The organism is Pseudidiomarina sp. (assembly GCF_033722695.1).
Classification (GTDB): domain Bacteria; phylum Pseudomonadota; class Gammaproteobacteria; order Enterobacterales; family Alteromonadaceae; genus Pseudidiomarina.
This window is the reverse complement of record NZ_JAWVYM010000005.1, coordinates 91126-105141: the sequence shown is the minus strand read 5'-3', so window position 1 is coordinate 105141 and position 14016 is coordinate 91126. Positions and strand designations below refer to the sequence as shown.

Here is a 14016-nt window from a genome sequence, read left to right as displayed (position 1 = left end):
TATGAACAACAATCAGTTACTGCGAATTAACGGATACCCATACGACGCAGAGCTGAAGTTGTGAAGTCGCTACGACGTGGTTCGATGTCGAAGTCCATATATTCACTTTCTTCGTTCGCCAGGCCTAATACGATATAGCGGCCAGAAGTCAGGTCATACAGGGCTTCAGCAGCCATCCACGGCGTGTCGTGATAGTAGAACTGCGTGTTGTAAGCTTCTGCTACGCGCCACAGTGAACCACGGTCGTCATAATGGTCGATGACTGAGGCCGTCCAGGTATCTTCGTCGATGAACATGTGACGAACAGCGTACTGGTGACGCTCACCTTCTTTCAGGGTTGCTTTCACTTCCCATACACGGTGTTTTTCGTAACGGATGTAATCCTGATTCATATGGCCGGCATTAATAATGTCGTCATAACTCAGATCGGTATCCATCAGCTTATAGTTGTTGTAGCCGATATACATCTCGCGCTTACCAATCAGTTCCCAGTTGTATTTATCCGGGGCACCGTTGTACATATCAAGACCATCGGAAGTACGCAGGCCATCTGACGCTGTACCCGGACCGTCATAAGCAACGTTAGGGGCGCGGCGAACACGACGCTGACCGGCATTATACAGCCACGCGCGGCGGCCTTCTTTAACCTGGTTGATGGTTTCGTGAACCAGCAGCACAGTACCTGTCATCCGTGCCGGAGCTAAAACCTCCTGCAGGAAGTAGAACAGGATATTGTCATCGGCTGATTCGCGGCCGCTAGCCATGTACTCAGGGAATACCAGACTTTCACGCAACAGTACCGGAACAAAGTTACCGTTTTGCAATACCGGGAATTGGTTTACCAGGCGCGTTACTGCACCACCGCGATAGCGGGTGATGTGGTTCCAAATCACTTCGATGCCAGAAGAAGGGATAGGGAAAGGCACGTGCTTGTCAAAATTATCCAGACCATTACCGCCGGCTACTAATTCGGCGTTCAGGGCATTCTTTTTCACCACATCGTAAACTTCCTGCGGATAGGCTGCAGAGCGACGAGTCGGATAGATATGCATTTTATATTCAGGATACTTCTCGAACATCGCAACCTGACCAGGCGAGAGCATGTCTTTGTGCTCGGCAAGGTTAGCGCTGGTGATGGTAAATAAGATTTCATCATCAGTGAACGGGTCGGCCGGACGCTCAGGAACTTCACCTGTGGCGGCAACACTATAACCACCGGTCCAGGCTGGGATTGAGCCGTCGGCATTACCTGCCATTTCAGCGCCAATCGGAGTTAAATCGTTGCCCAGACGTTCGGCTTCTTCCGGGCTTACTTTCGCTAGCACGCTGGCTGAAATTACAGATAGCGCAAACACTCCAGCTTTCAGCATCATTTTATTCATGGTTGCTTTTCCTTGTTTGATCTTTGTACTTGTTTCGTTGTACTAGCTAAAGCTACATCAAAACCTGGCTAAGTTAAATGACCAACTGCTACTAGCGTTAAATTCGATCTCGCGTTAAGGTATCAGCTGGTTTGACCTGCTACGGAATAGTCATAGCATGTATTGCCTGCAGAAATTTTGCAACAGTTACGGTGACAATTCTGAGACTACAAATTTGCAAGAGGGTTCCATGATAAAAGCGACTGCTTATGCTGGTACTTTGTTGGCGCTGTCATTAGCGTCCGTTCCAGCCACAGCACAAGTGCAGGACTACGAAGTAATCACCGCTCCGGCAATGATTGCGCCGGAAGCAACCAGCGCTGTATTAACTGAAGTCACCATGGCTGGCGATCGCCAGATAGCCGTTGGTGATTATGGCCTGGTGATATCCCGAGACAGCGCTGATGCCGAATGGCAGCAAGCACTGGTCGATACCAGTGTGTTTCTGACCTCGGTCGATTTTGCTAATGAACTGCAAGGCTGGGCCGTTGGTCATCATGGCGTGATTATGCATACCAGTGATGGCGGTCGCACCTGGCAACGGCAACTGGATGGCTTTCAGTATATTGAACTGCAGCAGTTATATTTTGCCGCTCAGGTTGAGCGTCTGACCGAAATGCTGGATAACGACGAATTGTCTGAAGACGAGCGTTATGAGCTGGAAATGGAGCTGGAAACAGCCGAATTCCAGTTAGAGAATGCTGAGTTTGCTGTGCAGGAAGGGCCCACTAAGCCGTTTCTTGACGTGCTGGTGCTTTCGGAGCAGGTCATTTTAGTCAGTGGAGCCTACGGTAGTCTGTTACGTAGTATCGATGGCGGAGCCACCTGGAACTTACTTGATGCCGCTGTCGAGAATCCCGATAACTTCCATTTGAATGCACTTGAAGGTGGCGCTGAGTTTATCTTCCTTGCCGGAGAAGCGGGTCAGTTGTTCCGCAGTAACGATCAGGGCACCAGTTGGGAAACCCTGGAATCGCCTTATTACGGTTCGTACTTTGGTCTGCACGTCGACGCGCAGGACCGCCTTTGGGTATTTGGTCTGCGGGGCAATATTTTTGTCAGTGACGACCAGGGTGACAGCTTCAGACAAATAAAGCTTGAAGACCCGGTCAATATCAATGCCGCCGCGGATGCTCCTGATGGTGGTGTCTATCTGGTCGGTAATGCCGGCGCGCTGGCCTGGGCCAGCGCTGACGGCGAGATCATTGAAACCCGTCATGCCAGTGGCGCGGCCTTAACTGACCTGGTGATTAATAAGGACCAGTCACTGACCCTCGTAGGTCAACTTGGCGTTTTAACATTGCCAGCTTTCGCGCAGTAACCAGGGGATTTGCAGATCAATGTCTGACCAATTAAAAAATTCAAAAAGCGTATTTCTTGAACGCCTGCTATTTAATTTTCGCCCGATCTGGCTGGTACTTTTTGCGCTGATCACGGTCTTTCTTGCCTGGAACGCCAGTCAGGTTCGCCCGGAAGCCAGCTTCACCAAAATGATCCCCACCAATCACGAGTTTATTCAGAACTATTTTGATCACCGTAATGATCTGGCGGGCATGGGGAACGTGGTTCGGATTGCAGTTGAGACCACCGAAGGCAATATTTTTACCGCTGACTTCCAGCAGACTCTGCGCGACGTAACCGATGAAGTATTCTTCATTCCCGGCGTTGATCGCAGTGGCTTGCGTAGTATCTGGACGCCGAATGTGCGCTGGAGTGAAGTGACCGAGGAAGGTTTTGTCGGCGGACCGGTGATTCCGGATACCTGGGATGCTTCTGAAGAATCGTTAGAGCAGCTACGCACTAATGTGCTGCGTTCCGGTGAAATGGGCAACCTGGTCGCCTCTAACTTTAAGTCGGCGCTGATCTTTGTACCGCTTAATGAGATCAACCCCGATACCGGCGAAGCTCTTAATTATCAGGACTTCTCAGAGAAGCTCGAGACCCTGATTCGCGAAAAGTACGAAAGTGAAACCATCAAGATTCATATCACTGGTTTTGCTAAGGTGATTGGCGATTTGATTGAAGGTGCCGAGCAGGTATCGCTGTTTTTCCTGCTAGCCATAGTCATTACCCTGCTGATGCTTTACTGGTATAGCCGGTGCTGGCGAAGTGCTTTTGCGGTACTCGCTTGTTCGATTATTGCGGTGGTCTGGCAGTTGGGTATTATCGAGCTCATTGGCAGCGGTATTAATCCGTATTCGATGCTGGTTCCCTTTCTGGTGTTCGCAATTGGGGTCAGCCATGGGGTTCAGATCATCAATGCCATCGCCAATAATTGCGTTGACGGAAAAGATAAAATTGATGCGTCACGACTGGCGTTCCGCGGCCTGTATATTGCCGGTCTGACCGCACTTATTTCTGATGCCATTGGTTTTACCACACTAATGGTCATTGATATCGCGGTTATTCAGGAACTTGCTATCGCCGCCAGTATTGGTGTCGCCGTGGTTATCCTGACCAACCTCGGTTTGTTACCAATTCTGATGTCCTACATCGGCGTATCTACCGCAGGTACTAAATATACCTCTCAGGCGCGGGCTGAATCGCACCCCGTACTTAGCTGGTTCAGTAATTTCTCCCGACCAAAATGGGCTTATGGGGCACTACTGCTCGCTCTGGTGGGACTAACCTGGGGTCTCGTCTACAGCCAGCAAATGAAGATTGGCGATTTGGATGCCGGTGCGCCGGAGCTTCGCCCGGATAGCCGTTACAACCTGGATAACCAGTTCATTGTTGATAACTACAGTTCAAGTACCGATATTTTTGTAGTAATGGCTGAAACAGCGCCTAGTCAGTGTATCGCATACGATAATCTTGAACTGATGGACAGATTCAGCTGGCATATGCAGAACACCCCGGGTGTCCAGGATGTGAAATCTGTGGTCTATGTAGCCAAAATGGGCTCTTTTGGGCTGAACGAAGGTAACCTCAAATGGTTCAGCCTGAATCGTAACCAGTATGTGCTTAATGCCAATACCAGCCGCACACCGTCGGGGCTAATTAACCCCGACTGTTCGATGGCGCCGATCATCATTTACCTTAATGACCACAAAGCAGAAACCCTGAAAACGGTAGTCGCTTCGGTACGTGAGTTTAACAGCAACTATCAGGAAGACGGGCTGAAATTGCTGATGGCCGCCGGCAACTCGGGTATTGAAGCGGCCACCAATATGGTCATCGAAGACGCTCAGTACAAAATGCTAATGTGGGTATATGGCGTAGTGATTGTGCTGGTGTTCATTGCGTTCCGCAGTATTCCGACGGTAATCTGTATTATTCTGCCACTGGCACTGACCACAATCATGAGCCAGGGCCTCATGGCCGTGCTGGGCATTGGCGTCAAGGTTGCGACCTTGCCGGTTATTGCACTTGGCGTAGGTATCGGCGTCGACTATGGCATCTATATCTACAGCAAGATCAAAGAGGCGCTGGAACAGGGTATGACACTGGACGACAGCTATAAATATGCCCTGGCTAATACCGGTAAAGCAGTTGGATTCACCGGTTTGACGCTGGCTATCGGTGTGGCTACCTGGATCTTCTCGCCAATTAAATTCCAGGCCGACATGGGTATCTTGTTAACCTTTATGTTCCTGTGGAATATGCTTGGCGCGTTAATCCTTATTCCTGCACTGGCCCGGCTGTTTGTTAAAGCTGGCGCCAAGAAGCTTATGTAGTCTGCATCCGATCAGGCGTCGGCGAGAATGAAGTCGGCGCCCTGATCGGCAATAGCCATAGTCGGTGCATTGGTATTGCCGCTAATAACCTTCGGCATCACCGAAGCATCGATTACCCGCAGCCCGCTCACACCCCGAACCCGCAATTGTGGATCAACCACCGAATTTGAATCCTTACCCATCCGGCAGGTGCTGGTCGGGTGATAGATTAAGCCTATTTGCTGTTTTAATTTAGCCAGTAGCTCATCGTCTGAAGCGCATGGGCCGGGGAATACTTCGCCGCCGTTATGCTCAGCCAGCGGTTGTTGGCGCATAATGTCCTGCGCCTGCCTGACGCCGGACAGCAGCACGTCACGATCATCCTGATGGGTTAAAAAATCATAGGTAAAAGCCGGTGGCCGGGCCGGGTCTGCGCTTTGCAGGTAAACCCTGCCACGGGCTTTGGGTCTGAGTACGCAAACATGGCAACCAAAACGGTGCCGCAAAGCTGGAGTCAGATCATAGCCGCTGTCATTAAAGCTGGCGGCGATTAGGTGAAGCTGAATGTCTGGAGTGGTTACCGCCGGCGAACTTTTCAGGAAGGCGCCAACCTCGACTGGTGGCTGTGCCATAGGCCCGCTGCGCCGACGCATATACTGCCAGCAGCCCATAGCTAGCTTGAGTATCCCGCTGGGGTTCAGGCTAATGCCGTCGCGTTTTTTATTGCGGTATTGCAACAGAACGTCGACGTGCTCCTGCAGATTTTCACCGACTTCCGGGCGATCGGCAACCACTGGAATGTCAAAAGCGGTCAGCTCTGCGGCGGGGCCTATGCCGGACAATTTAAGTAAATGTGGCGAATTAAGGGCGCCGGCACTGAGGATAACCTCACGCCTGACCCGCACCTTAAACCGTCGACCACCTTGCTGAACTTCAATCCCGGTAGCCTGTAGCCCCGCGGTCGTTATTTTTCGAACCAGACAGGTGGTGTGCACACGCAGATTAGAGCGCTTAAGCGCAGGCTCAAGAAAGGCTTTGCGGGCACTCCAGCGCTGGCGATCATAGATGGTGAACTGATAGGTGCCTGCACCATACAGCTCGGCACCGTTAAAGTCAGGGTTCAGCGGGATGCCGGCCGTTTCAGCGGCGCTGAGGAATTGCTTCGCCACGGCAAAATAGGGTGGGCAGTCACTGACGTGCAGCGGGCCCGAATCGCCGTGATAGGCATCAGCGCCACGTTGGTTCGCTTCGAGTTTACGGAAACGCTGGAGCATATTGTCCCAGTTCCAGTCATCACTGCTCAGGCGCGCCCACTCATCGTAGTCCGAAGGAGCGCCCCGGGTATAAATCATGGCGTTGATTGCGCTGCTGCCGCCCAGGCCTTTCCCCCTTGGGGTATAAAGCCCGTTGCCATCGCGCAGCGGGGCTTTATCCTGGCTGCGGTAGCGCCAATTGAACTTGCGGCTGTGAATGAAACGGGCGACGCCACCTGGCATGTCAATAAACGGCGATTTACCGTTACCGCCTGCCTCAAATAAGCCAACGTTAAAACGGCCATCGGCGCTGAGACGGTCGGCAAGTACACAACCGGCACTGCCACCGCCAACGATGATGTAGTCATATTCGTACCGATAGTCCGTCATAGTCAGAGGTTTTCCACGTAACGGTAAAGGTCGTTCAGTAAGCGCAGTTTTGCCGGGTTGGCCGCGTGCCGCTCGGACGCATCCTGTAGCGCCTGGATGAACTGATCAGCTGATAGTGCGCGGCCCGGCGGGTGCGTCAGCCGTTGCTGGCAAAAGCGCTGCCATTTCTGTAGTTCAGTATCACTCAGGGTAGCGGGGAAATTGCGGGCCCGGTAGCGAAATACCATCTCTGGCAGGCGCGGGTCGCTGAAATTTAGATCCAGCCCCGCCAGCTGCTCCGGAGCAGTTTCCCGGATGATTTGCATCGAGGATTTATCCTGATCGGAAAAGAAATCACCGCTGTAGAGCATCAGATCCGGATCCGATTCGGGTGGGTAATCATGGCTGCTCAGGCAAGCCTGAATAATGCGTTCACGTAGCTCCGGATTCCCTGTCAGCTGGTGCCGGCGACGCTCCATCAGTTCAAGGTCTAATTGCCAGCGCTCAGCGACATCGGCCGTTATAACATTGGCTTTGGCAACGAAGGGACAACGGTTGATTTGCAGTATCTGACCACCGAAAAACGGCAGTTGTTGCTCCACTAGCTCAGCGCGACGGGTAAAGCGGCGCTCTACCAACAGCTCCGGTGTTAACTCAAGGAAGTCCTCAGGGTCGCAGCGTAAGTCCCAGTAGATCAGGCTATTGGGTTGTTCCGGGTGAAATGCGAGGGGCACGATCACACTCAGATAGCCGGTTTGCGCACCGTAAAAACCGCACACGTGGGCAAGGGGCTGAAACTTAACCAGGTCAATGAGTGACTTTACCGCTTGCTTGCGGCGCAGCCCGTAAGCGTACTCAAATAACTTTGGTTGGGCTTTGCGAACCAAACGGGCAATTTCTATGGTGGCATACACATCAGCCATGGCGTCATGGGCCTGGCCATGATCGATCCCGTTAGCCCGGGTAAGATCTTCAAGCTTCATACTAACCCGACCGTCATCGTGGCGGGGCCATTCAATACCCTCAGGGCGCAGCGCATAGCAGGCCCGCATCAGGTCGATTAAATCCCACCTGGAGTTATTGTTTTGCCAGGTGTGTTCATAGGGGTCAATAAAATTACGGTAAAACAGATTGCGGGTTATCTCGTCATCAAAAGCAATATTGTTGTAGCCGACAATGGTGGTTTCCGGCTGCGCGAACTCAGTAGCGATGCGGGCGGCAAAACTGGTTTCATTCATGCCCTGATTCAGGGCGTGCTGTGGCGTAATACCGGTGATCAGTACCGCTTCCGGATGAGGTAGAAAATCAGGGGTAGGTTGGGCGAAGAACGTCTGCGGGCGGCCTACGGGTTCCAGGTCAAGGGTGGTTCGCAATCCGGCAAACTGCGCTGGCCGATCCAACTGCGGATTGGCCCCCCAGGTTTCATAATCGTGCCAGTAGAAAGTGGGTTCTGTCATGCGCCTGAAGGTATCCATTTAAAGTGATTTGTTGTTACTGCTTCAGCCTAACCGATTGCGATATATGCCGCAATTATTACGCTTGATAACGCGGCTTTAGGGTGGCGTGAGCCGGTGAACAGTGGCAGGATAGATAGTTCCTGTCACTGTAACGAATGAGAATAACAATGAAACAGACTAGCTACTCAGATCTGACCAAAGCGACTGGCAAGCTTGCCGTTATTGGCGCGGCTTTATTACTGACCGCGTGCGCCGGGGAAGAGACCCGGGTTGATATCGCTGATGAAGCTGACTTCGCCATTGCCATTCATGGTGGCGCTGGCACTATAACCCGCGCGAGCCTGACATCTGAACAAGAAGCCGAGTACAAAGCCAAGCTGGCAGAGGCGGTTAATGCTGGCCATGCCATTCTCGCGGAAGGCGGCACCAGTCTGGATGCGGTAATTGAAGCGGTGCAGATAATGGAAGCATCACCATTATTTAATTCAGGAGTTGGCGCGGTCTACACCTTCGACGGCGAGCATGAACTCGATGCCTCGATCATGGATGGTGCAACGCTGGAGGCGGGTGCCGTAGCTGGTGTGAAGACGGTAAAAAGCCCAATCGCGCTGGCGCGTACTGTTATGGACGAGTCAGTGCACGTGATGCTTAGCGGCGCAGGTGCTGAGGCATTTGCGGCAGAGCAGGGGCTGGAACTGGTTGATAACAGTTATTTCAATACCGAGCGTCGTTATCAGCAATTGCTTGATGCCAAAGCGAAGCTTGGTGAGGCGGACAAGCAGGCCTGGCTGGAACTCGACGATCGCTACAAATATGGTACTGTCGGCGCGGTTGCCCGTGATAAACATGGCAACCTGGCTGCGGCAACCTCTACCGGCGGCATGACAGCAAAACGTTATGGTCGTATTGGTGACTCGCCGATTATCGGTGCCGGTACCTGGGCGGACAACGACAGCTGTGCGGTATCCGCAACGGGTCATGGCGAATATTTTATCCGCTATCACGTCGCTGCCGATATCTGCTCACGCATGAAGTACAAGCAGGTTGATGTAGTAACCGCCGGCGATACGGTTATTCACGATGTATTGTTGCCTGCGGGCGGAACGGGTGGCGTCATTATCGTTGATCATCAAGGTCATGTGCATATGCCGTTTAACACCGAAGGCATGTATCGTGCATCGCGTCGTGGCGATGGCGAAGCTGAGGTTGCGATCTACAAAGATTGACTATACTTACTCCTATGATTGACGCACTCGCATAAATCGTAGGAGTAAGGCGCTATGCAATCACTGAAAATCGCTGACTATATGAACCGCCGGCCGCTGATATTTACGGCCAGAATGTCGATTGAAACCGCCGTAGAAAAGCTGCTCACTAGTGGTCAGCGCGGTGGTCCGGTTGTTGATGATGATAACCGGGTTATCGGCTTCATTTCAGAGCATGATTGTCTCGAAGCCATGCTGCGGGATACCTATCATAAAGAACAAAGTGCTACCGTTGGTGACTGTATGTACGGCGGTGATGTTTTGACGGTGGTCGGTTACGATAATATTACTGATCTTGCCCAGCGTATGGACCGTAAACGTCCGAAGATTTATCCGGTACTTGATGAGAATCGCAAACTTATCGGCATCATCACGCGAACGGATGTCTTAAAAGCCATCAATCAGCAGCTACGCGACAGTTATAGCAAGAGCTAACGGTGGATTTAGCGTTAACATAGCAAGCTGGCGCTGGTAAACTGGCGTCAGCTTTTTTAATCGCTTTTTATAGGACTTACGTGCAGTCGATTCAGTTTCCGGGTGACCTGCCGGTCGTCCAGGCCAAGGCCGAAATTCAGCAGGCGATTAGCAGCCATCAGGTGGTCATTATCGCCGGTGAAACCGGCTCTGGTAAAACGACGCAACTTCCCAAAATGCTGCTGGAGCTCGGCTACGGTGATCCCGAGCGCGGCGTGATGATTGGGCATACTCAGCCACGGCGGCTGGCGGCGCGCAGTGTAGCGCAGCGTATCGCGCAGGAACTCCAGACCGAACTCGGACAACTGGTTGGCTTTAAGATCCGCTTTCAGGATCAGACTGCGCCTGGCACGCGCATTAAGCTGCTTACCGACGGTATGTTGTTAGCCGAGCTGCAAACGGATTCACGGCTGAGCAAGTACGATGTGATCATCATCGACGAGGCTCATGAGCGCAGTCTAAATATTGATTTTCTGCTGGGGGTATTGTCGACCCTGTTGGTTAAGCGCCCCGACCTGAAGCTGGTTATTACCTCTGCCACTATCGAAACCGAGCGTTTTGCGAAACACTTTAATAATGCTCCCATTATTACGGTTACCGGACGTACTTATCCGGTTGAACTGCGTTATCGGCCACTGAGCGGCGAAGATGATGGTGGTGATGTGGTGCAGGGGGTCTGTGACGCGGTTACCGAACTGCAGCGCGAAGGTCCGGGAGATATCTTGATTTTTGCCAGCGGCGAGCGCGAGATCCGCGATTTTGCCGAAGCCATCAATGATTTGAAGCTGCATGATACCGACGTGCTGCCTTTGTTCGCCCGGTTATCCTCCGCGGAGCAAAACCGCATATTCCAGCCCCATAGCGAACGGCGGGTGGTTATCGCAACCAACGTAGCGGAAACCTCACTGACGGTGCCTGGTATTCGTTATGTAGTGGACCCGGGTACCGCCCGCATCAGCCGCTACAGTTATCGCACCAAAGTGCAGCGGCTGCCCATCGAGAAAATATCTCAGGCCAGTGCCAATCAACGTATGGGTCGTTGCGGCCGGATTGCACCGGGCATCTGCATCCGACTCTATGATGAAGAAGACTTTTTAGCCCGGCCGGAATATACCGAACCGGAAATACTGCGTACCAACCTCGCGGCGGTTATCCTGCAGATGACCTCCGCTAAGTTGGGCGATATCCGGCGGTTTCCCTTTATCGAACGACCGGATGAGCGTTACATTAAAGATGGCCTGAACCTGCTGCAGGAATTACACGCACTGGCTCCGGCCAAAGGTAAGCGCAAGAGCCAGCAAGGACCGCGGTTAACGCCAATTGGCCGCCAGCTGGCACAGTTGCCGGTGGATCCGCGCCTGGCACGGATGGTGCTTGCTGCCAACGAATTTGGTTGCATGCAGGAAGTCCTTATTATCACCGCCGCCCTGAGTATTCAGGATCCGCGCGAACGGCCTCAGCAGGCTCAGCAAAAAGCGACAGAATTACATCAGCGCTTTCATGACAAAGATTCGGATTTCGCCAGCTACCTGAAGCTCTGGCAGTATCTTTCAGATTTACAGAAAGAACTTTCCAAGAGCCAGTTCCGCAAACGGATCAAAGACGAGTTCATTCACTTTTTGCGGGTGCGTGAGTGGCAGGATGTCTATACGCAGCTGCGGCAAACAGTGCGCGGGCTGGGTTACAGAATCAATCAGGAGACGGCTAGTTATGAGGCCGTTCACCGTGCCTTACTGACCGGCATGTTGTCGCAGCTGGGGCAGAAACAGGAAACCCATGAGTTTCTGGGGGCGCGCAATCGCAAGTTCTATGTATTTCCCGGCTCAGGGCTATTCAAAAAGCCGCCTAAATGGCTAATGTCCGCTGAACTGGTCGAGACCTCACGACTCTTTGCCCGGGTGAACGCACGGATTGAGCCCGAGTGGATTGAACCTCTGGCCGGTCATCTGGTAAAACGCAGTTATTTTGAGCCGCATTTTTCAGCGAAATCAGGCTCGGTAGTCGCTACTGAGCAGGTCACTCTGTTTGGTCTGATTATCGTGCCGCAGCGCCGCGTGCAATACGGCCCGGTGGCGCCGGTGGCTGCGCGTGAAATCTTTATCCGCGAAGCCCTGGTGCAAGGGCAGCTAAAGCGAAAGCTGCCCTTTATTCAGCATAATCTGGCGCTCATTGAGTCGGTTAAGGAACTCGAAGAAAAATCCCGGCGGCGCGATATTCTGGTTGATGACGAAGCTTTGTTTGCTGCGTACGATGAGGTTATTCCTGCGGCGATTTATAACGAGCAGCTGCTGGCTGGCTGGTGGCATAAGGCGATAAAAGAGCAACCAAGGTTACTCTATTTTGAACGTCAGGATCTGATGGCGCAAAGTGCGGCCCACGTTACGGCTGCAGACTACCCTGAGTTCTGGCGCCAGGGTAATTTAAAATTGCCACTGAGCTATCGTTTTGAGCCCACTGCTGAAGACGACGGTGTAACTGTACAGATTCCCGTGGCCTTGCTGAACCAGATAAACAGAGAAGGCTTCGATTGGCTGATTCCGGCATTGCGTGAGCAACTGGTGGTGGCCTGGATAAAAAGTCTGCCGAAAACCTATCGCCGTAATTTTGTGCCGACACCGAATTATGCCTCGGCATTTTTAGCCGATTGTGATGAGAAAACGATCGCCAACTATTCGCTGTTAGAAGCGTTGAGTGCCAAATTGCGGCGTATGACCGGGGTTACTGTGCCGGACGATGCATGGGATGCAAGCCAGCTGCCCCGGCATTTACGGATGAATTTTGCCGTGACTGATGATCAGGGCAAGCCCCTTGCCAGTGGGCGCGACCTGGAATCTCTGCAGCAAGTGCTGCAGGGCAAGGTAAAACGCGCGCTACAAACCGCGGTAGAGAAAACCGTTGATGAAGAACCCGTAGTCAGCCGGGAATGGACTTTTGGCCGCTTACCCGAGACCCTTGAAAAACCGCAGCAAGGTTTCACCATTAAAGCCTATCCGGCCGTGGTGGCTGCTGCTGATGGTGTGCGCCAGGAGCTGTTTGATAGCGCGGAACAGGCTGCATTAGCTCATCATCGTGGGGTGCGCTCGTTGTTGTTACTGCAACTGCCGTCACCGGTGAGGTATTTACAGCAATCGCTTTCGAATAAGGCGAAGCTGGCGATGTATTACAATCCATGGGGCCAAATCAATGATTTAGTCGAGGACTGCATCGTGGCAGCACTGGATGAGTTTATTATGGCGCAACCGGTGCGCGATGAAGCAAGTTTTCAGGCGCTCTTTGAGCAAGCACGGGCCCACCTGAATGAGCGGGTAACTTATATTGCCCGGCAGGTTGAACCCTGTCTGATCCTGAGCCATAACATTCGTAAACGCCTGAAAGGCAAGGTTAGCCTGGATCAAATTCAGGCTCATGGCGATATCAAGCAGCAGTTGGAAGGCCTCATTTACTCAGGTTTTGTCAGCGCTGCCGGAGCGTCACGCCTGCCGGATATTGAGCGTTACCTGAAGGCGATTGAGCGCCGTTTGGATAAGTTACCCGTTGATCCGAATAAAGACCGGTTACACATGCTGACGCTTGACAGTCTGCAGCAGGCTTATGAGCAGCAACTCAAGAAGTTACCGAAACAGCAGGCGGTGTCGTCGGAAGTAGTTGAAATACGCTGGATGATGGAAGAGCTGCGGGTGAGCTTCTTCGCCCAGACATTAGGAACCCGCTATCCGATATCGGAGAAGCGGGTTCGTCAGGCGCTTAGTGAAATTAGTCGTTAGAGTACAAACCTAATTTGGCATGCGCATAAGCTTCGAACTCGGTACAACCACCGATATGTTCTTCGTCGACAAAAATTTGTGGCACGGTATGGACCGGAGCGCCAACTGTTTTTTCCAGATCGGCTTTAGTAATGCCTTCCTCGTGCATATCAATATAGCGAAACTCAAAGTCATCGCGATCCCGACTCAGTTTTTCCGCAATTTGGTTTGCCCGAACACAATATGGGCAGCCAGGACGGCCAAAAATAACAGTAAACATAAACACTCCTTGCTTTCATTAGTCGGAAATTGATTCGGTCTATTTTCTTATAGTTTAGCCGATTTCGCTAATTACTTTAAAAAATGGGGGGTATCGGG

At 52.3% G+C, this 14016-nt stretch carries 9 protein-coding genes; 5 read left to right on the top strand and 4 right to left on the bottom strand.

All coding sequences use genetic code 11. From position 1 onward, the window contains the following. Positions 1-26: 26 nt before the first annotated feature. Entirely contained in the window at positions 27-1382 is a 1356-nt protein-coding gene (locus R3196_RS03660) for a DUF1329 domain-containing protein (RefSeq protein ID WP_318935294.1), read from the bottom strand. Positions 1383-1611: 229 nt separating this feature from the next. Here R3196_RS03660 and R3196_RS03655 point away from each other — a divergent pair, with 229 nt between their 5' ends. Next, entirely contained in the window at positions 1612-2742 is a 1131-nt protein-coding gene (locus tag R3196_RS03655; protein WP_318935293.1) for a YCF48-related protein, read from the top strand. 19 nt (positions 2743-2761) lie between these two features. Beyond that, positions 2762-5098 (top strand): efflux RND transporter permease subunit, encoded by a 2337-nt coding sequence (locus R3196_RS03650; RefSeq protein ID WP_318935292.1) that lies wholly within the window; start codon positions 2762-2764, stop codon positions 5096-5098. An 11-nt stretch (positions 5099-5109) separates the two neighbouring features. On the opposite strand, the gene R3196_RS03645 is transcribed toward R3196_RS03650, so the two are convergent. Next, positions 5110-6720, bottom strand: coding sequence for a GMC family oxidoreductase (locus R3196_RS03645; RefSeq protein WP_318935291.1), 1611 nt, complete (start codon positions 6718-6720; stop codon positions 5110-5112). 2 nt (positions 6721-6722) lie between these two features. Further along, entirely contained in the window at positions 6723-8156 is a 1434-nt protein-coding gene (gene sbcB / locus R3196_RS03640; RefSeq protein ID WP_318935290.1) for an exodeoxyribonuclease I, read from the bottom strand. A 167-nt stretch (positions 8157-8323) separates the two neighbouring features. On the opposite strand from sbcB, the gene R3196_RS03635 reads away from it, so the two are divergent. The 3 genes from R3196_RS03635 (at position 8324) to hrpA (ending at position 13659) form a co-directional block, all read left to right on the top strand. Continuing rightward, positions 8324-9382, top strand: coding sequence for an isoaspartyl peptidase/L-asparaginase (locus R3196_RS03635; protein ID WP_318935289.1), 1059 nt, complete (start codon positions 8324-8326; stop codon positions 9380-9382). A gap of 54 nt (positions 9383-9436) precedes the next feature. Then, complete coding sequence (locus R3196_RS03630) at positions 9437-9856, top strand: CBS domain-containing protein (protein WP_318935288.1); 420 nt, start codon at positions 9437-9439, stop codon at positions 9854-9856. Positions 9857-9936: 80 nt separating this feature from the next. After that, the gene (hrpA, locus tag R3196_RS03625; protein ID WP_318935287.1) at positions 9937-13659 is read left to right on the top strand and encodes an ATP-dependent RNA helicase HrpA; all 3723 of its coding nucleotides are present in this window, start codon (positions 9937-9939) and stop codon (positions 13657-13659) included. Here hrpA and R3196_RS03620 read toward each other — a convergent pair. Continuing rightward, the gene (locus R3196_RS03620; protein WP_318935286.1) at positions 13649-13918 is read right to left on the bottom strand and encodes a GrxA family glutaredoxin; all 270 of its coding nucleotides are present in this window, start codon (positions 13916-13918) and stop codon (positions 13649-13651) included. The two genes, hrpA and R3196_RS03620, sit on opposite strands and share 11 nt — an antisense overlap. Positions 13919-14016: the final 98 nt, after the last annotated feature.